Annotated in this window: 11 protein-coding genes and 1 pseudogene; 4 read left to right on the top strand and 8 right to left on the bottom strand. The window is 70.1% G+C overall.

From position 1 onward, the window contains the following. Position 1 precedes the first annotated feature (1 nt). Positions 2-3,007 (bottom strand): annotated as a pseudogene (locus JIM95_RS07220) (UPF0182 family protein); the annotation flags it as partial. 91 nt (positions 3,008-3,098) lie between these two features. On the opposite strand from JIM95_RS07220, the gene JIM95_RS07215 reads away from it, so the two are divergent. Continuing rightward, a complete protein-coding gene (locus tag JIM95_RS07215; RefSeq protein WP_200256026.1) occupies positions 3,099-3,671 on the top strand; it encodes a PPA1309 family protein in 573 nt (190 codons plus the stop codon). Positions 3,672-3,738: 67 nt separating this feature from the next. After that, positions 3,739-4,482 carry a hypothetical protein gene (locus JIM95_RS07210; RefSeq protein WP_200256024.1) on the top strand — a complete coding sequence of 248 codons (744 nt, stop codon included), beginning with the start codon at positions 3,739-3,741 and terminating at the stop codon, positions 4,480-4,482. Here the strand turns inward: JIM95_RS07210 and JIM95_RS07205 are convergent. Beyond that, positions 4,479-5,546, bottom strand: coding sequence for a PDZ domain-containing protein (locus JIM95_RS07205; protein WP_200256022.1), 1,068 nt, complete (start codon positions 5,544-5,546; stop codon positions 4,479-4,481). The genes JIM95_RS07210 and JIM95_RS07205 overlap by 4 nt on opposite strands. A gap of 149 nt (positions 5,547-5,695) precedes the next feature. Between JIM95_RS07205 and JIM95_RS07200 the strand changes: the two genes are divergently transcribed. Next, positions 5,696-7,147 carry a zinc-dependent metalloprotease gene (locus tag JIM95_RS07200; RefSeq protein ID WP_200256021.1) on the top strand — a complete coding sequence of 484 codons (1,452 nt, stop codon included), beginning with the start codon at positions 5,696-5,698 and terminating at the stop codon, positions 7,145-7,147. 42 nt (positions 7,148-7,189) lie between these two features. On the opposite strand, the gene JIM95_RS07195 is transcribed toward JIM95_RS07200, so the two are convergent. Further along, positions 7,190-7,708, bottom strand: a complete 519-nt coding sequence (locus JIM95_RS07195) for a M48 metallopeptidase family protein (RefSeq protein ID WP_200256020.1) — start codon at positions 7,706-7,708, stop codon at positions 7,190-7,192. 83 nt (positions 7,709-7,791) lie between these two features. On the opposite strand from JIM95_RS07195, the gene JIM95_RS07190 reads away from it, so the two are divergent. Further along, positions 7,792-8,721 carry a TOMM precursor leader peptide-binding protein gene (locus tag JIM95_RS07190; RefSeq protein ID WP_200256018.1) on the top strand — a complete coding sequence of 310 codons (930 nt, stop codon included), beginning with the start codon at positions 7,792-7,794 and terminating at the stop codon, positions 8,719-8,721. On the opposite strand, the gene JIM95_RS07185 is transcribed toward JIM95_RS07190, so the two are convergent. From JIM95_RS07185 to JIM95_RS07165, 5 genes are all read right to left on the bottom strand, one after another. Beyond that, positions 8,702-10,768 (bottom strand): ATP-dependent DNA helicase UvrD2, encoded by a 2,067-nt coding sequence (locus JIM95_RS07185; protein ID WP_200256017.1) that lies wholly within the window; start codon positions 10,766-10,768, stop codon positions 8,702-8,704. The two genes, JIM95_RS07190 and JIM95_RS07185, sit on opposite strands and share 20 nt — an antisense overlap. 16 nt (positions 10,769-10,784) lie before the next feature. Continuing rightward, entirely contained in the window at positions 10,785-11,657 is an 873-nt protein-coding gene (locus JIM95_RS07180) for an NUDIX domain-containing protein (protein WP_200256016.1), read from the bottom strand. Further along, positions 11,654-12,730 carry a potassium channel family protein gene (locus tag JIM95_RS07175; protein WP_200256015.1) on the bottom strand — a complete coding sequence of 359 codons (1,077 nt, stop codon included), beginning with the start codon at positions 12,728-12,730 and terminating at the stop codon, positions 11,654-11,656. The genes JIM95_RS07180 and JIM95_RS07175 overlap by 4 nt, the downstream gene beginning before the upstream one ends. A gap of 78 nt (positions 12,731-12,808) precedes the next feature. Continuing rightward, positions 12,809-16,222, bottom strand: coding sequence for a UvrD-helicase domain-containing protein (locus JIM95_RS07170; RefSeq protein ID WP_200256014.1), 3,414 nt, complete (start codon positions 16,220-16,222; stop codon positions 12,809-12,811). Next, positions 16,212-19,484 carry an ATP-dependent DNA helicase gene (locus JIM95_RS07165; protein WP_200256013.1) on the bottom strand — a complete coding sequence of 1,091 codons (3,273 nt, stop codon included), beginning with the start codon at positions 19,482-19,484 and terminating at the stop codon, positions 16,212-16,214. Before JIM95_RS07165 ends, JIM95_RS07170 begins: the two co-directional genes overlap by 11 nt. Between the last annotated feature and the right edge of the window lie 3 nt (positions 19,485-19,487).

Here is a 19,487-nt window from a genome sequence, read left to right as displayed (position 1 = left end):
CCTGGTTCTGGAGCCGCTGGTACTCGGCGACCGCACGATCCAGACGATCGAGGGCCCGACCATACTCCTCATGGGAGGCGTTCTTGGCGTCGTTCAGGCCCTTGAGTGCCTCGGAGACGCGGTCCATGGCCTCGTTGAGGTCGGCGGCCGGGACACCGCCGATGGTGGTGGAGGGCTCGGTCGCCTCCCCTCCGCCACCGGAGTCGCCGCCGGCAGGCGTCCTGCCCACGCTGTCCGGCAGATCCGTCGCCTCCTCGACATCCGCCGCGGAGCGTGGGTCGATGCCGACCTGGCTCAGCGCCTCGGCGATGGTCGGGGCGTAGCCGACCTGACCGTTGTAGTTCACGAGCACACGCAGCAGCTTCGGGAAGGCGGAGTCCTGGTCCTTGCGCTGGGTGTAGATCGGTTCGACGTAGAGGATCTCTCCCCCGCCGACGGGCAGGGTCAGGAGATTACCGTTCTTGATGTCGTTCGTGCCCTCCCACAGCGACCGGTCGCGGGCGACCTGGTCGGAGGACATCATCGTGTCCTGCGCCTGCGCCGGGCCGAGCGTCTGGGTCTGGGTGGGCAGGACCCGGACCGTGATCTTGCCGAAGTTGTCCGGGTCGGAGGACACGGACATGTGCGCGGCGAGGAACTGGCGCTCCAGACCACGGAACGGGGTGATCAGCTGGAAGCCTGCGTCCCGGGATTCGGGGTCGGCGGCGACGACGTAGTACGGGGGCTGGTTGACGCCCTCGACGCCCTTCGAGGCGTTCGGGTCGCTGGGCACGGACCAGAAGTCGTCGGAGGTGAAGAACACACGCGCGTCATCGACGTGGTACTTGGCGATGATCTCCCGCTGGACCTTGAACAGGTCCTCCGGGTAGCGGAGATGCTCGCGCAGGTCGTCGGAGATCTCCTCCTTCGGCTTCACCGTTCCGGGGAACACGCCCTCCCACGCCTTGAGCACCGGGTCGGAGTCGTCGAACTCGTAGAGCTCCACGGATCCGTCGTAGGCGTCGACGACGGCCTTGACCGAGTTGCGGATGTAGCCCACCTGGTCGGTGAGCAGGCGCTGGTTCGTGCCGTTGGCGTTCAGCGAGTCACGGGTGACCTCGCTCAGCGTGGTGCGCTGGGCGTAGGGCAGGTTGCTGAGCGTGGTGTAGCCGTCGACGATCCACTTGATCTTCCCGTCGATGACGGTGGGGTACGTCGCGGAGTCCGTGGTCAGCCAGGGCGCGACCTTCTCCACCCGGGAGCGGGGGTCGCGTTCGAAGATGATCTTGGAGTTGCCGTCGATCCGGTCACTCAGGAGCATGTTGATCTCCTGGTAGCGCAGGGCGAAGGCGGTGCGGTTGACGATGTTGCCGATGGAGACTCCACCGGAACCGGTGTAGGTGTAGCTCGATCCGTCGGTGTCGTACTCGAGGGCCTTGCCGTCGAGGGTGCCGCCGACGATGGCGTAGTCACTGTTGGTCGGGCCGGAGGCGATGACGGGACCGAAGTACACGCGGGGCTCATCGACCTCGATACCGAGTTTCTCCGCCTCCTCGTTCTCCGCGCGGCGCTGCAGGGTCTGCAGGTCACTCACGGTGTAGACGGGGTAGCCGCCACGGGTGGATCCGACGTCGCGGGCGACCTCGTCGACCTGGTTCGCGGGCGCGGCCACGAGGCCGTTGCCGTGGGTGTAGACGGTGTGCCGGTTGATCCAGTCCCGCTGGTTGTCACGCAGGGCGTTGGGGTCGATCTCACGCGCGGCGACGACGTAGTCGCGCAGCTCGCCGTCGACGGTGTAGCGGTCGATGTTGAGCTTGTCCGGAAAACCGTAGAAGTTCTTGAGCTGCTGCTGCTGGGTGAACGTGTCGGAGAGGATCTGCGGATCGAGCAGGCGGATGTTCGACAGTGTCGCCACGTCATCGGCGACGGACTCCTCCGACGCGCCTTCCGCACCCCAGTTGGAGATGTAGGTGACCTCGTCGTCCGTCACGCCGTAGGCGTATCGGGTCGCCTCGATGTTGCGGGCGATGTACTTAGACTCCTTCTCCGCGCGGTTCGGGGCGACGGAGAACTGTTCGATGGCCAGCGGCCAGGCGGTCCCGATCACCACGGCCGACAGGACCATGAGCCCGGTCGCCAGGGCGGGGATGCGGAGATCACGGAGAACCACCGCGGAGAAGAACGCCGCGGCGACGACGACGGCGATGACCATGAGGAGGATCTTGGCGGGCAGGACCGCGTTGATGTCGGTGTAGGAACCGCCGTAGAAGGAACTGCCCTGTCCACCTCCGTGCTGTGCACTCAGCAGGTCGTAGCGGTCGAGCCAGTAGCTGACGACGCGCAGCAGCATCCAGAGCCCTGCGGTGACCGCGAGCTGGATGCGCGCGGGGTTGGACATGGCACCCTTCTCCGCGAAACCGTTGGCCCCCACCCGGATTCCGCCGAGCAGGTAGTGCCCCACGAGTGCCACGAGGAAGGCCACGATCAGCAGCGACGAGAGGGATCCCACGACGAGCCGGATCAACGGGAGGGTGAAGGCGTAGAAACCGTAGTCACGGTGGAACTGCGGGTCGGAGACCCCGAAGTCGGATCCGTTGAGGAACAGGGAGACGGTGGTCCAGTTCGCCTGTCCGACGATGCCCGCGAGGATTCCGATGAAGATCGGGACGCCGAGCATGACGCGCTTGAGGGACTGTTCGATCGCGGCGCGGTACGCGCGGATCGGATTGTCCGGTTCGAAACCGAAGACGTCGTCCATGTCGTCCGGGCGGTACCTGAACGCCAGGTACCCGGCGAGCCACACGATGGCGGCCGCGATCACCCCGAACACCAGGAACAGGACGATCCGGGTGACCAGGACGCGGGTGAACACGCCGCGGAAGTCCACCTCGGAGAACCACAGCCAGTCGGTGTAGTAGCCGATGAGGATCGGCCCCACGAAGATGACGAGGGCGACGAGGAAGATGATCCCGCTGACCAACCTCGGCGGTCGTTTGAACGGCTTCTGGGGGCTAAGGCCGCTAGACAAGCCAACTCCTTTAATTAACGTGCACGTGACGGATAGAATTCAACAGTACTTTCTTTTTTACGTATCCGAGACAACCGGGAGCACCCATCCCATGCCAGCAACGCCGGAGTCCCCCCTCACCCAGCAGGCCCTCAACCGGGCCATGATGGAGGCCGTCGAACACGTCCACGCCGGAGGCTGGGACTCCTCCCCCGCTCTCTTCGCCCTCGTCGAGACCTCGATGCTCGCCGATGCGACGGGAGCTGCGGACCTGATCGAGGACGATTCCCCGCTGACGCTCGTGCAGCAGGACGACCTGCCTCCGCACATCGAGGGGGGCTCCGATGAGCTGGGTGATTTCGTCTCCCGCCTGGCGTGGCCGGAGCAGGTGTGCGGGGTCATCCTGGCCCAGGAGATCCTCTTCCGGGACACGGCGGGAACCGATCCCGACGATGCGGGGGACGGCCCGACCGGCGGGATCGAGGCGAAACCGGCACGCCTGTTCTCCGGTGTGCTGCGCAGCGGGGAGGAACTGACACTGCTGCAGCTCCGTCCCACCGAGGAGGAGCTCGCGGCGGCGGGCCCCTTCGCGGATGACGAGATCAGCCTCCGGGGCGGACCCGGTGTCGCTCCCGGTGTCATCGCCGCACTTCATTACACTCTTGAGCAGCCGGCCGTCGACTGACGCCCGGCGAGAGAGAAGACCATCCGGCGGTTCCCACCCGCCATCACCGAGGAGCTGACTGATACCAGTGCCCGACACCCCGTACCGCAGCTCCTCGCGCCGTCTCCGGTTCGCCGCAGCCCTGACCGCGACCGTCCTCCTCGCCGGGTGCGGTGGAGGCGACGGTCCGGAACCCGGACAGGACGCCGACCCGGCGGACACGACGGAAGGCATGTCGACCGCATCGGCGACCTCCACCACGGATTCGGGCGGTTCCGGGAGCCCCACCTCGACGACGTCCGGGGCCTCCGCCGGCGCCACGGACAGGAGTCCGCGGCTCCCACGGAGCGTCCAGGACGCCTACGAGCGTTTCGGGACCCTCGCGCCGCGGTCGCTGTTCGAGAAGTTCGACTCCTGCATGCCGAACGGGGTGGCTGATTCCTCCGCGTGCTCGGGAGAGGAGGTCGGGCAGTTCCAGTTCTTCGCCAACGAGGCGAAGGCGGCGTCCACCACCCAGTTGCTGACCGAACTGCGCAGCGCCCGGATCGTGCAGGACGACGGGGACGTGATCGTGGGTTGGTCGAACGTGGGCACCGTCGCGATCATCACCGTGGTCGACAACGCGAACGGCGTCGTCCTGCAGCAGATGATCTCCACCGATGAACAGGACCCACGCGAGCGGATCATGGAGCTCGGCCTCGCCCGACGGACGGCGACGACTCCGCCACGCACCGCCACGTCGACCAGACCGACGGGACAGACCACCGGAACGGGGCGCCCGACCACTCCCACCGGGACGTCGACGACACCGACGGATCGGGCGAAGAACTAGTTGGAGAGATAGTCCTCGCAGGTCAGCGCGCTCCCCGGGCGGGCGTCGTAGGCCGCCATCTGGTCGATCGCCTCAGCGAGCGTATCCACCTTCAGCACGGCCATATCCCCGTGGTCCCGGCTCACCGCCTCAGCGCAGTTCGCGCTCGGGGCGAGGAACACCTCCGCGCCGGCGTCACGCGCGGCGCGGACCTTGTGGACTATCCCGCCGATGGAACCGACGTCACCGGTCACCGAGATGGTTCCCGTTCCCGCCACGAAGCGACCGCCATTCAGCGGGCCCTCGCTGAGCTTGTCCACGACGGCGAGGCTGAACATCATGCCCGCACTCGGACCGCCGATGTCCTCCAGGTTGTAGTTGACGGTGATCCCGTCGGCGGGGGTGGCATCCATCATTACCCCGAGCAGCGGCACGTCGGGCTGTTCCGGGTGGCTTCCGAGCGTGACGTCGACGGCCCGGTCGCCGCCTTCACGGTCCACCTCCAACCGGATCCGGTCGCCGGGCTTCTTGCCCCGTACGGTCTCCTGCACCTCGATCGGGAGGGTCACCGCGGTGCCGTCGACGGAGCGGATGATGTCGCCGTCCCGGAGTTCTCCCTCGGCCGCGGAGTCCTCCGCGACACCGACGACCCTGACCTGGAGCGGTTTGTCGAGGTAGGTCATGGCGGCGATCGTGGCGGCGGACTCCGAGGAGCTGAACAGCACCTCATTGCGTTGGGAGACCTCCTCGAGGGTCTCGCCCGGGCGGATGAAGTGGTCGATGGGCACGAGGGTGTCCTCGGACAGCCACCTGCGGACCGCCTCCGCGAGGGTCATTCCCGTACGGATCTCCACGGTGGTCATGTCGAGGCTCCCCTCGGTCTCGTCGAGCTCCGCGCCACTGATGTCCACTACCCTCTCACCCCGGTACTCCCCGAGGGTGTCGAAGGTCGGACCCGGCCCCTCTGCGGCGTAGGGCACCGTCAGATCGATACCCGTCCCGGGGATGTGGTCGGCCATGGCGAGGTAGGTCAACGCGACCACGGGCAGCGCTCCGGCCAGCACAGTGCTTGTTCGACGATTCACGCCTACCAACGATACAGTCCCGGCCCGCCGATCCCCGTCCCCGGCGGAGCACCCGCCACCGGTACTGACCCCGGCCCGCCCCGACGTGTTCGCTGAGAGCGTTGTTCCCGCGATGGCGAAGCTCTCGCAGCCGCCGGTAGGTTGGAGCCATGAACAACCATGGTTTTGGCTTCCGACCCGGTGACGATGACGATGACGACCGCAACGACGGTCAGAACAACTTCGGTTTCTTCAGCTTCGGGCCGGGCATGGGCGGAGGCAACATGGGCGGCGGCCTGGGCGACATGCTCAACCAGTTCGGCCAGATGCTCTCGGGCATGGGATCGTCCATGAACTCCCCCGACGGCCAGGGCGCGGTGAACTACGCCCTCGCCGAGCGGATCGCCCGTCAGCAGATCGGTCGCGTCCAACCGGTGCCCTCGAATCAGATCACCGCCGTCACCGACGCGGTACGCCTGGCGGAGCTCTGGCTCGATGACGCCACCGAACTGCCCACCGCCTCGGGACGGGTCGAGGCGTGGAACGCGGAAACCTGGCTGGAACAGACACTCCCGGTGTGGAAGCGGATGGTCACCCCGGTCGCGGAGCGGATGAATGAGGCCCAGCTGGAGTCGCTGCCGGAGGAGGCGCGGCAGATGATCGGCCCCATGCTGCAGATGATGAACCAGATGTCGGGCATGAACTTCGGCATGCAGCTCGGAAACGCCCTCGGTGATCTCGCCCGACAGGCGCTGACCGGTTCGGACTTCGGTCTCCCGGTCGCCCCGGCGGGGGTCACCGCGGTCCTTCCGGTCCATCTGCGGGAGATGTCGAAGGGACTCGACGTCCCGGAGCAGGAGGCCCTGGTCTACCTGTGTGTCCGGGAGGTGGCCCGCCAGCGCCTGTTCAAGCACGTCCCGTGGCTGGTCGAGCGTCTCGTCTCCTCCGTCGAGGAGTACGCCGCGGGCCTCGTGATCGACACCTCCCACATCGAGGAGGCCGCCCGCGAGCTCAACCTGGAGAGCGGTGACCCGGCGCAGATCCAGGACGCGATGCAGCGCCTGCAGGGCATGGACCTCTCGCCCAGGATCTCCTCCCGGAACGCGGCTGCCGCGGCCCGGCTGGAGACGATGCTCGCGCTCGTCGAGGGCTGGGTGGAACTCGTGGTCACCGAGGCCATCGGCGACCGGATCCCCTCCACCGCGGCGATGAACGAGGCATGGCGTCGGCGTCGCGCCACCGGTGGTTCCGCGGAGCAGGCCTTCTCCAGGGTCGTCGGCATCGAGTTCGCCGCCCCCAAGGTCGCCGAGGCCATGGAGCTGTGGCGCCGGGTGGAGGTCGCCGTTGGCGTCAAGCGCCGCGACGCCGTCTGGGACCACCCCGATTTCCTGCCCGTGGCCTCCGACCTGGAGAACTCGGCCGAGTTCATCGACGGCCTGCTCGATGAGGGCGACGCCGGGGACTTCGATCCCATCGCGGAGATCGACGCCCTGGAGAAGATGCTCGCCGAGGAGGCCGACCGGAAGAGCTCGGCGGAAGACACGGACCCCGACGGTTCCGGCGATGACCCCTCCGACCCGGTGGAACCGGGTGACGACGGGGACGACAGGCGGAACTCCTGACGTCTTTCCTCCAGTGATCCCGCGGTGCCCGGCGCTGCGGGATCACTTTCCGTTACCCCCGAAACGCTGGTAGGCCTCGAGATAGCCCTTCGCCCGCTCGGCCTGCGGTGCGCGGTCCGCCCATTCCCGGAAGGACGCGTCGTGCCCCGAGTGGATGAAGGTGTGCGTGAGCTCGTGCACGAGGACCGCGTCGAGCACGTATCCGGGAACCTCGCGCAGCCGGTCGGTGATGCGGATCTCCCCGGTGTCCGGGCTGCAGGACCCCCAGCGACGCGTCTGGTTGCCCACCCACCGCACCGAGCTGAACGTCGCGCGCCCCTCCAGCAGCCGGTTGTTGAGTTCCCGGGCGCGGGCCTCGAGCTCCGCGTCCCCGGTGTGCACCGATGTGGACCGCCGCCGGACCCTCGCGACGATGTCCGCGACCGCTTCCGCCTCCTGTGCCGCGGTGAGCCGCGCGGGGATCCGGACGACGATCTTCCCGTCGACGATCCGGCCGGAGACCGTCCTGGTCCGGCGGGTGGATCGGATCACCTGGATCTCGGGGTCTGTGGACTGCGCCATGACAGTTGAGTCTATCTGTGGTGAAATGGCCGCACCGTCACTGCTGCTGGGGCCTGTGGACAACCGAGACACGAGGTATCCCCATGCCCGAAACCGGACAACCGGTCCGTCTGGCCCCCACGGTCAGCATGCATCTCCGCCGCGGCCGCAACCTACAGTTCGGCCTCGACCCGACCTGGGCCGGAATCATAGACACACTTCCCCCGGACACGACGACGCGGATCCGGGACGTCCTGGCCGGCACCCGGACGCCGGTCACCGTCGACGAACTCACCGACGCACTCGTCTCAGCCGGTGGGACACCGGCCGAGACCGCCACCCTGATCGACGAACTCATCGACTACGGGGCGCTCCTCCGCGTGCCTGTCGGGGTACCGCGCGTCGGGGTGCTCGGTGAGGACCGTGCCGCGGACGGAATCCGTGATCTGGTCGCGCAGTACGGAGCCGAGGTGTCGGGACGACTCCCCGGTGAGCGGCCCGGCGGTTTTCTGCGGACCTTCAGCCCCGGAGCGCCGGTCGTGCTCACCGGCGCACCCGATGAACTGCACGATCTGTCCACACCGATCATCCAGCGCGGCGGCGACGTCATCCCGGTCACCGTCATCGACGGCCGCGTGGTCCTGGGGCCGCTCCGTCTACGCGGTGCGGGGCCGTGCCCGTTGTGCGCGCGTCTGCACCGTTTCGACGCGGATCCGGACGCCCCCAGGGAGGCCCCACGGTTCGGGGACGGGAGCTGGCTGCCGCCGGATCCGGTCGTGCTCCGCACCGTGGTCACGACCGCGGCCGCACTTGTTCTCCGGTTCGCGGGTGTGACCGCCCCGCCGCCGGGGCCGGAGCGCGACCTTCCGTCCGCGGGGACGGTGATCACCGTCGATCCGCACCGGCTCACCTCCACCGCCACCCGGTTCGGGGTCCACCCGCACTGCCCGGACTGCTGGGCGGCCGCCCGGGGATGCGCCGATCCCGGCGCACCGTCACCGGGGGTGCCGGAGGTCAGTCGAGGGTTCCGTTGACGATGGCCAGCACCTGACCGCCGTACTTGTCCACCTTCACCGGGCCGACGCCGCTGACCCCGAGGAGTTCCCGTTCATCGGCGGGCATCGCCTCGGCGATGGCCATGAGCGTCGCGTCGGAGAACACGATGTACGCGGGAACCTGATCCTCCCGTGCGGTCTCCGCCCGCCAGGCGCGCAGCTGCTCGAAGATCCCGTCGTCAGCGCCGCCGGGGCAGTCGATGCAGCGCCGCAGGACCTTCTCCTGCGGGCTCTCCAGCGGGGAGCCGCACACCCGGCACCGCTTCGGGCGATTGCGGGAGGATCCCCGTTCCACCGGCTCCGGGTCGGTGACGATCCCGTCGAGGAACCGGGTCCGCTTCCGCGACTTCCTGCCGCCCTCCTGGCGGGCCAGCGCCCAGGAGCAGAAGAGATGGGTCCGGGCACGGGTGACTCCGACGTAGAACAGTCGGCGTTCCTCCTCGACCTGGTGCTCCCCGGCCTTGATCGCGTGGCTGATGGGCAGGGTGTTCTCGACGAGGCCGACGAGGAAGACGGCGTTCCACTCCAGCCCCTTCGCGGCGTGCAGCGACGCGAGGGTCACCCCCTGCACCGTCGGCGGGTGTTTGGCCTCGGCCCGGTTCTTCAGCTGCACGAGCAGTCCGTTCATGTCCAGGTCCGGGGTCGCGAGGCCGAGCTCGTGGACGAGCTCGACGAGGGCGTTGAGGGACTGCCACCGCTCCCTGGCCTGGGCGCCCTCCGGTTCCTCCGGGGTGAGCCCCAGGGGCGCGAGGACTGCGCGCGCGACGACGCGGAGTCCGGGGCCGACGGCCTCATCGGGTAGATCGTCGCGCTGCGCCGCACGCACGAGCTCGGAGATGGCCTTGCGGACCTCGGTCCGGTTGAAGAAGCCCTCTCCCCCGCGGACCTGGTAGACGATCCCGGCGTCGGAGAGAGCCTGTTCGAACACGGCGGACTGGGCGTTGATGCGGTAGAGCACGGCGATCTCGGACGGCGGCATCCCGGAGTCGATGAGCTCCGCGATCCTCTTCGCCACGGCGGCGGCCTCCGCGGGCTCGTCGTCGTGCACGGAGAACTCCGGCTCCGGCCCCGGATCCCGCATGCCGGTGAGTTCGAGCCGGGTGCCCGCCACGCGGCCCTTCGCCCGGCCGATCACCGCGTTCGCCAGCCGGGTGACCTGCGGGGTGGAGCGGTAGTCCCGCTCGAGTCGGGTCAGGGTGGCGTCGGGGTACTTCCGGGTGAAGTTGAGCAGGAAGTCCGGGGTGGCGCCGGTGAACGAGTAGATGGTCTGGTTCGCGTCGCCGACGACGGTGAGATCGTCGCGGTCCCCGAGCCACGCGTCGAGGACCCGCTGCTGCAACGGGGTGACGTCCTGGTACTCGTCGACGACGAAGCTGCGGTACTGCTCGTGGAACTCCTCCGCGACGGCGGGGGCGTTCTCCAGTGCGGCGGCGGTGTGCAGGAGGAGGTCGTCGAAGTCGAGGAGCACCCCCTCCTCCGAGGTCTTCGCCTGCTCGTAGCGGCGGTAGACCTCCGCGACCTTCTCCGCGTCCACGGGCGGGGTGCGCTGTGTTCCCACGATGGCCTGCGCGTAGGCGTCCGGGGTGATCAGCGAGGCCTTGGCCCACTCGATCTCGCCCAGGATGTCCCGCACGGTCTCTGTGCTCGAGTCCACCCCGACGCTGCGGGTCGCCCGCCCGACGAGCGGGAACTTGTTGTCCAGCAGACGCCACGGCAGGTCCCCGGCGACCTGCGGCCAGAAGTACCGCAGCTGACGCCGCGCCGCGGCGTGGAAGGTGCGTGCCTGGACACCACCGATGCCCATGCGGGCGAGCCGGTGCCGCATCTCACCCGCGGCCCGGGCGGTGAAGGTGACCGCGAGCACCCGGTTCGGGCCGACGAAGCCCTGGTCGATGAGGTGCGCGATGCGGTAGGTGATGGTGCGGGTCTTGCCGGTCCCGGCGCCGGCGAGGATGCAGACCGGGCCGCGGGGTGCGGTCGCCGCCACGCGCTGGTCCGGGTCGAGTTCGTCCAGGTTGATCGCCAAGGGGTGCCTCCGGGTATCAGTGTTCGGTGTTCGTCGTGGCGGAGGTCGCCCGCGCCCGGGCCCACCCGAGGATCAGACGGTGCGCGATGGAACCTGGCGGGGCGATGGGAACCACTCCGTCGAGGATGTCGGCGGGTCCGGCCCAGATGATCTCGGCCAGCTCCCCGTCGGTGCCCCACCGGGCATCGGCGTCGTCGGTGACGGCGGTGAATCCGATCATCACCGAGTCCGATATCGGCCACGGCTGGCTTCCTGCGTAGCGGATGTCCCGGCAGGTGCGCCCGGTCTCCTCCGCGACCTCGCGGGCGAAGGCGTGCTCCAGACTCTCCCCCGGCTCCACGTATCCGGCCACCAGCGAGAAGAAGTCCCGCCGGGCGTCGCGGGCGAGGAGCACCCGGTCGGTTCCGGCGAGCTCGATCAGCCCGATGACGGCCGGATCCACGCGCGGGAAGTAGTCCGCACCGGCACCGTTGACGGCCCTGCTTCCGGTTTCGTTCCAGGTCAGCACCGATCCGTCGCGGGGGTCGAAGCGTGTTCTCTCGGTGGTGCGCAGGACCGCGACGGCCCGGTCCACGGTCCGGGACCAGGCCCGGCGTTCGAGATCCCGGGGGGCGACCGCGCGGGTGGCCGACGTCCGCGACATGATGGTCGCTGCCGCTTCGTCGTCGACGCGCAGGGCGTAGTCACGGTCGACGGTTCCCCGGGTGGTGCCCACCTCGAGCAGCACCCGCCCGTCGGTGGGTACGCCGAGGGCTGTGAGCTGTGCGGTCGTGAGGTAGACGGCGGTGAGGTCCTCGGCCATCAGGGCCCTGTCGCGCGTGGTGACGCAGAGATGGTTCTCGTGGACGACGGGAACCGTGTTCACCGTGTCCGGTTCGTGGGGTGTCACTGAGAGGACACGTCCTCCCGGAACACGCGGCGCACGAACAGCAGCCGGTCCCCCGGTTCCACGGTCTCGGCCTCGGGTGAGTCGATGCGGTAGAGCTCACCGGAGCGCACGACACCGAGAACGATGTCCGCGAGGTGCCGTGGGTTCGCCCCGACCTCGTCCTCCCCGACGAGCCGTTCGGCGATGGAGAAGCCCTCGTCCGGGGACAGCAGATCCTCCATCATCTCCACGACGGACGGGGTGACGGTCGCCAGACCGAGCATGCGGCCGGCGGTCTCGGAGGAGATCACCACGGAGTCCGCGCCGGACTGCTTCAGCAGGTGGAGGTTCTCGGACTCACGCACACTGGCCACGATCGTCGCGGCCGGGGCGATCTCCCGGACGCTCAGGGTTACCAGGACCGCGGTGTCGTCCATGTTGGGGGCCACGACGACGGCCCGGGCCCGGGTCACACCCGCGAGTTTGAGGACGTCGGCCTTCGTCGCGGAGCCGTGCACGGTGACCAGTCCCTGGCTCGACGCCATGTCGAGGGAGTGCCGGTCGGTGTCTACGACGACGATCTGGCTGGGTGGCGTGCCGTCGGCCATGAGTGCGGCGACGGCGGAGCGTCCCTTGGTGCCGTAGCCGACGACGACGGTGTGGTTGCGCATGCGCTTCCTCCAACGCTGGATCTGCAGTGCCCGGCGGGTTTCCTCCGTGAGCACGGACAGAGTGGTACCGACCAGGAGGATCAGGAATGCGATCCGGATCGGGGTGATGATGATGATGTTGATCAGGCGGGCGTTCTGGGTCACCGGGGTGATGTCGCCGTAGCCGGTCGTGGACAGTGAGACCGCCGAGTAGTAGACCGCGTCGATGAAGGTGAGGTCCTCGGAGTAGCCGTCCTTGTCCGCGTAGACCATCAACGCGACGAGAGCGAGCAGGATCAGTGCGTACACCACCCGGCGCGCGATCAGCGTCCACGGGGAGAAGTAGCGCTGCCCCGGGATGCGGATGATGTTCAGCAGCGCGTGATCCGGCAGATCATCGAGTTCGGTGTCGCTGCGGAACCGGTCGCGGAAGCTCTTGCGCATCTCGTCTCCGTGTTCTGGTCGTCTCGCGGTGCCGGTGGAGCCCGGTTGTGCGGCGTGCCCACCCGACGGTGGGGAACCCTACAGCAACCGCGCCAGTTCCCCGGCGTCTGGTAGCTTACCCGGCTCGAGGGTGTGGTCGGGGCCGATGTAGTGGAAAGCGGCCCTGATCTCCGCGGGGTCTATGCTGCGCCCCAGTCGCCTGGACAGCAGCTGCGCCCACGCCAGACGGTAGACGGCCAGCTGGACCACCGCCGAATCGAGGTCGCGGCCGGTCGGCGGTCGCCCGGTCTTCCAGTCCACGACCATCCATCCCCGCGCGGGGTCGTCCCCCTCGTGGAACACCGCGTCCATCCGGCCGCGGACGACGTGTCCGCCGATGGTGATCTCGAAGGGCTGCTCCACGTGGGCGGGTGTCCGCTGCGCCCAGGCGCTGGCGAGGAAGGCCTCCTTGAGCCGTGCCAGTTCGGGCCCGCGGATGTCCTCCTCCCCGAGCCCGGGAAGCTCGTCCTCGTCCAGTAGTCCGGTGGACCCGTAGCGGTCCTCGATCCACTGGTGGAGGGCGGTTCCCCGTTTCGCGTAGGTGTTGGGTTTGAAGGGCACCGGCCTGCGGAGCCTGCGGGCGAAGGCGGTGGCGTCGCGGGACACGGCCACCAGGTCGGAGGCGGTGAGCTCGCGTCCGATCTCCACGTCGACGACGGGGGTGTCCAGGCGTCGCTGCTCCTCGATCAGCGCGGTGACCTCCTGCTCCCAGAGCTGCTCGATGTCGCCGTCGCAGCCCGGCGCGGGCGGGTCGACGGAGGCGGCCCGGACGAGCTCGGCGCCGCGGCGTACGGCGGCGGCACGCGCGCCGAGGTACTCGGGCGGGAACACGGCGTCCGGGGCACCCGCCGCCTCCCCGTCGTCCGTCGCCGGTCCGCTACCGGTGGAGGTTCCGGCATCCTGCGCCTCCGGTTCGTGCCAGTGCGCGACGGTGTCGGGCTGGTCGCGGCGGATGGCGTCGAGGTGGACGTAGGGGGCCGCGGTCGTGCCGGTGTCGCTCATCCCGGAACCGGTGACGTAGAGCAGTCGCTCGGAGCGGGTCAGGGCGACGTAGAACAGGCGGGTGTTCTCCTCCTCGAGCGCGGTGCGGAACTGCGCACGGTGCTCCTCCATCGCGGTCTCCAGGTCCTTCCGGTTCTCCACGTCGACTGTGTCCAGGACGGGGCTGCCGACGCTGTCGGCGCCGTCCTCGCGGGCGTCACCCCGCAGGGTCGCCGGGACCTTCGTGATGTCGGTGAGCCAGGTCTCGACGGTGACGCGGGGCGAGGAGGCGTCGGTGTAGGTGCGGTTGTCGGCGTGGAGGACGGCGACGGTGTCCCACTCGAGTCCCTTGGCCTTGTGCACGGTGAGGATCTGCACGCGGTCGGCGTTGACCCGCACTTCGCCGGGTTCGAGTCCCTCCTCCTGTTCGCGGGCGAGGGCGAGGTGGTCCAGGAGGCTGCGCAGAGTCGCCCCGGGGATCTGGGCGAAGGAGGCGACGTGCTCGTGGAAGCGGTCGAGGTGCACGGTTCCGGCGGCGCCGTCGGCGTACGGGTCGGTTCGGGCGAGGACCTCGGTGCGGATCCCGGTGATCCGTTCGATGTCGCCGAAGATCTCGGGCAGGTCGTGTCCCAGGGAGCGGGTGCGCAGGTGACGGAGGTGGGAGGCCAGCCGACGGAGCCGGGCCAGGCCCTCCGGGCTGTAGCGCTCGGGTTCTCCCAGATCGGCGACGGCGTCGGTGAGACCGGCGGTGGCGGTGTCGTCCCCGGCGGGCAGGGCTTCGGCGATGATGTCACGGAGCCGGGCGAGTGCCGGGTCGTCGGGGGTGTCGTCCCCCGCATCCGGGATGCGGCTCCGGTCGTCGCCACGCCCGCTGTCGGAGCCGCCGGTCGCGCGGCCGGTGAGATTGGCCGCACGGCCCGCGAGGGCGAGGACGTCGGCGGCCCCCAGACCGACGTGGGGGCCGGTGAGGATGCGGAGTGCCGCCCGGTTGTCCCCGGGGCGGACCAGCATCGTCGCGAAGGCCACGAGATCGGCGACCTCGGGGATGTCGAGGAGCCCGCCGAGCCCGACGATCTCGACGGGGACACCGCGTTCCCCGAGTTCGGCGGCGATGGCGGCGGAGTGTTTCCGCTTGCGCACGAGGACGGCACCGGTGAACGTCTCTCCCCCGGCGCGACGGTCCGCGTAGTCGGCGGCGAGCCGGTCCGCGAGCCAGGCGATCTCGGAGGCGGCGTCGGCGAACCAGCCCAGCCGGAGGGTTCCCGCGGGTGAGCCGGGGCGGGGCCGGAGCGGCTGGACGGCCCGGTCGGGGCCGTTCGCCGGGCCGAGGACGCTGCGCGAGACGGCATTGGCCGCGGTGAGGATCTCGGGTGGGTTGCGCCAGCTGGTGATGAGCTCCATCTTCGGTGCCGGCTGCGGCGGGGCGGTGGGGTCGTGCCGGTCGATGCGGGGGAAGTCGGTGACGAAGCGCGTGAGATTGGCCGCGGTCGCACCCCGCCAGCCGTAGATCGACTGCATGGGATCCCCGACGGCGGTGACCGTCAGGGAGGGGTCGGTGCCGCCGAAGAGGCTGGACAGCAGCACCCGCTGGGAGTGCGAGGTGTCCTGGTACTCGTCGAGCATGACGACGCGGAAGCGGCGGCGCTGGCTGTAGCCGACCTCGGGGTGTGTGGAGGCGAGCCGGGCGGCGAGGGACATCTGCTCGCCGAAGGTGATGACGTTGCGGCGGGTGAGTTCGGCACGCAGTTGTCCGACGAGCGGGAGGAGCGCGAGCCGCAGCAGCTGCCGCTCCCTGATCTTCGCGGTCTTCTGCGCGAGCTTCTCCTTCTGCCGTGGCCCCGGCGGCAGTTCGTCGAAGAGGCTGACGAAGGGGTCGGTCTCCTCCGTGATGCCGGCGGCGTCGACCATGTGGTTGTCCATGTCGGCGGAGAGCGCCAGCAGGGTGTCGACGATGTGGGCGCGCCCGGTCTCCATGGGCAGCTCACCGCGGTAGGAGCCGACGAGGTCCCAGGCGATCTGGAAGAGCTCGGTGCGGGTGATCAGCCGGGCGGAGGGTTCCACGGGGAGCAGCAGGCCGTATTCGCCGATGAGCCGGCCGGCGTAGGAGTCGTAGGTGGACACGGTCGGGGTGATGGCCCGGAGATTGTGCTCGAGGGTGCCGGTGGGGTCGAGGTCGCGGAGGCGCGGGATCCCGGCGAGGGTCGCCAGCCTGGCGCGGATGCGCTGGGAGAGCTGCTGGGCGGCTTTCCGGGTGAACGTGAGGCCGAGAACCTGGTCGGGGGCGGCGAGGCCGGAGGCGACGAGCCACACCACCCGGGCGGCCATCGTCTCGGTCTTGCCCGCACCGGCGCCGGCGACGACGAGGAGGGGGCCGGGATCAGCGCTGATGATGGCGGCCTGCTGGTCGGTGGGGGCGTGTTCCTGGCCGAGCCACCGGGACAGGAGTACCGGGGAGAGTTTCTCAGCGGGCATCGGTGAGCACCCGTCCTTCCTCCTGTGCGGGGCACATTCGGCGCAGGGAGCACCGTTCGCAGGATTCGTTGATCCGGGCGGCGAGCCGGGGGCCGGTCACCGAGGCGGCGAGCCGGGGCAGGGTGGCGGCGAGCTCGGCGAGTTCCTCCGGGGTCTTGGCGGCCTGGTCGCGGGTGGTGATCTTCGCGGTCGTGGTGCCCGGGTATACGAGGACGCCGCCGCCGACGGATTCGGCGGAGCCTGAGGTGTCGGCGTCAGTCACGCGGACCCGACCGGGTCCGCCACCGGCGGTGGTGTCGGGGACGACCTTCCCCCGCGACAGGGCGAGCTGGTAGGCGGCGAGCTGCGCGTGCTCCCCCATCGACTTCTGGGTGGGTGGGTGGGCGCCGGTCTTCAGGTCGACGACGACGAGGGCTCCGTCCGCGGTGCGTTCCAGGCGGTCCATCCGTCCGTTGATGACCAGGTCCCGACCGTCCCCGGTGGTGCCCACCGTCACGGACACGGGGACCTCCACCCCGACGGCGGTGAACACCGAGCGGGAGATCGTGAGCCAGTCTGCGGTGCGTCCGATGAGCCGGTCCCAGGCGGCGAGGTCGATCGGGGTCCGCCAGTCCGGGGTGCCGTTGAGTTCGAGGACACGGGTGTAGGCGTCACGCACCAGCCGTTCGGCCGCTTCCCGTTCCGCACCAGACCCCACAGCCTCGGCGAAACCGTGGGCGAGGATTCCGGCGATCAGGTGCAGCGGAATCTCCTCGTCGGCGTCCACCCGCCCGAGGACGGCCCGCAGCGGACACGCCGCGATCTGTTCGATCTGCGACGGGGACAGGGTCACGGTGTCCCGGCGCGGGCGGACCGGCCGGTCGGTGGACGGCCCGGCGAGCCCCCACCACTGATCGGGGCCGGCACCGGGCACCCCGGCCTCCGCGAGGCGGGCCAGCTGACGGGCGGCCTGGCGCCGGCGGCTGTCGGGTGCACCGGAGTCGCAGACGGCACGGCGGAGTTCGCCGACCATGGCCGGGACCGACAGCAGTCGGGTACCGAAGGGAATTCCGTCGATCTCGGCTGTGTCGCCGGGGTCCGCTCCCCCGGCGCCCCGGGGTCCGCCGCCCATCCGGTGGATCTCCACGCCGAGTTCCTCGAGGAAACGGGACGGCTCGAGGACCTCGTTGCCCTCCGGGGTGTCGAGGGCCGTTACCAGCAGGGTGTCGGTGGCACGGGTGCACGCCAGATGGAACAGGCGCCGTTCCTCGGCGAGGCGTTCCACGGCGCGGGAGATGTGGACGTCGGGGTCGATGCCGTCGTCGAGGAGGTCCACGAGTTCCTCCTGGCCGAACAGGGTCCCCGTCTCCGAGGTGGTGGGCCAGGTGCCCTCCTGGACTCCGGCGACGACGACGGTGTGCCATTCCCTGCCGCCTGCGGCGTGCGCGGTGAGCAGGTGGACTGCGTCGGGTTCGACCCCGCGCCGGTCGCGGGCGCCGGTCGGGAGCTGCTGGTCACCGATGTGCCGGACGAAGGCGGCGGTGCCCGCGGTGGGGCGCCGTTCGACGAAGTCTCCGGCGGCGTCGAACAGGGCCATCATCGCGTCGAGATCGCGGTCGGCCTGGGACCCGGCGGTGCCTCCGCGCAGAGATGCGGCGGCGAGCCGGTCCGCCAGCCCGGTGGCGTTCCACAGTTCCCACAGGACGAGCTCCACCGACCCTCCCCCACGCTGCGCCTCCGTGCCGGCGGTGAGGACGGAGCGGACCCGGTCGAGTATGTCGGTCTCCCGTTCGGTGAGGAAATCGGTGGCGCTGACCCCGCCGTCCGCGGGAGCGGGATCCGGATTCGCCACGGCGGAGCCGTGCGGGAGGACCAGCTCGGCGAGCACGTCGACGGCCCGGCGTCGCCCGCCACGCCGAAGTTCGGCCTGGCGCAGTCCGCGCAGCAGACGGCGGAGCGTGACGGGATCGGCGCCGCCGACGGGGCCGAGGACGAGCTCCTCGACCTCGGTGCGTTCCAGCGGGCCGTCGAGGGCGCGGGCGGCCAGCAGGATCGCGGAGACGAGCCGCTGCTCGGCCAGGACGGTGTCGGTGGGATCGAGCTGCACGGGTACCCCGGCGGCGAGCAGCGCCCGCCGGATCGCGCTCAGGGCCCCGGTGGAGCGGACGATCACCGCCATCCGGGGCCACGGGACCCCGTCCATGAGGTGGGCGCGGCGGAGGGTGTCGGCCACGGCCCCGTCCTGGGCGGCGGCACTGTCGCAGATCACCGCGCCGCGGTGGGCCGGCGCCCGGTGCGGGGTGTCCAGGACGAGTTCGTCCGTGCAGGGGTGCTGCGTGAGGAAGTCGGGGTCGGCGCCGCGGAAGCGGAACACCGCCTGCCCCGGATCGCCGGCGATGACGGTCAGCCGGGTGGAGGGGATGAACAGGTCCAGCAGCTCGGCGGTGCGCGGGTCGAGGTTCTGTGCGTCGTCGATGAGGAGGGTGTGCAGCGCGGCGCGCTGTCGTTCCAGCAGGCCGTCGTCGAGGGCGAGGGACTCGATGGCGACGGTGACCAGTTCGGAGGCGTTGTAGCGGCGCACTCCCCCGAGGGCCATCGTCTGCTCGTACTCGCGGAGGAAGTCGCCCGCCGCCCGCCACGCGGGACGCCCGTGCTCCATCCCGAGGCGCACGAGATCCTCCGGCCCCAGGCCACGCTCGACGGCACGGAGCAGGAAGTCGCGGAGCTGGCGGGCGAAGCCGACCAGGGTCAGGGCGGGCCGGAGTCCCGCGGGCCAGCTGCCGAGCCCGTCCTCGGCGTGACCGGCGAGGAGCTCCCGGATCACGGCGTCCTGTTCCGCACCGGTGATGAGCCGGGGTGCCTGATCGCCGGCGCGGACGGCCGCCGCCCTGAGCAGCGCGAAGGCGAACGACGGTGCGGAGCGGACGAGGGGCGCGGAACCCGCGAAGCCGGGAATCTCGCGCAGCCGGTCGGCGAGCTGTCTGCGGAGCCGGCCCGCGGCCTCCTTCGACGGGGTGACGATCATCAGGCCGTCCGGGTCAACCCCCTCACGCAACCGGGCCAGGGCGGTGTCGATCAACAGTGCGCTGACCCCGTGACCGGCGGCGCCGGTGACCCGCCACGTTCCCTCCCCGCAGTCGATCAGGCGCCGTGCGTCCGGGCCCCAGGTCCGTACCGGAGGCTGTGGTTGCGCCGTGGAACGACGCAGTCTGACGGTCGGGTTCGGTGGCGGCGCGAGGTGGTTCCACGCACCGCCACCGGCGGTGGATCGGGTTTCAGACATGGG

The organism is Corynebacterium antarcticum, assembly GCF_016595285.2.
GTDB lineage: Bacteria > Actinomycetota > Actinomycetes > Mycobacteriales > Mycobacteriaceae > Corynebacterium > Corynebacterium antarcticum.
The sequence above is the reverse complement of the archived record's forward strand: the minus strand, read 5'-3'. Positions and strand labels throughout refer to the sequence as shown.

Bases quoted from the DNA above. Each gene is read 5' to 3' on its own strand.
- JIM95_RS07215 (WP_200256026.1), top strand. From the start codon at position 3,099: ATGCCAGCAACGCCGGAGTCCCCCCTCACCCAGCAGGCCCTCAACCGG.
- JIM95_RS07200 (WP_200256021.1), top strand. From the start codon at position 5,696: ATGAACAACCATGGTTTTGGCTTCCGACCCGGTGACGATGACGATGAC.
- JIM95_RS07195 (WP_200256020.1), bottom strand. From the start codon at position 7,708: ATGGCGCAGTCCACAGACCCCGAGATCCAGGTGATCCGATCCACCCGC.
- JIM95_RS07190 (WP_200256018.1), top strand. From the start codon at position 7,792: ATGCCCGAAACCGGACAACCGGTCCGTCTGGCCCCCACGGTCAGCATG.
- JIM95_RS07175 (WP_200256015.1), bottom strand. From the start codon at position 12,730: ATGCGCAAGAGCTTCCGCGACCGGTTCCGCAGCGACACCGAACTCGAT.
- JIM95_RS07170 (WP_200256014.1), bottom strand. From the start codon at position 16,222: ATGCCCGCTGAGAAACTCTCCCCGGTACTCCTGTCCCGGTGGCTCGGC.
- JIM95_RS07165 (WP_200256013.1), bottom strand. From the start codon at position 19,484: ATGTCTGAAACCCGATCCACCGCCGGTGGCGGTGCGTGGAACCACCTC.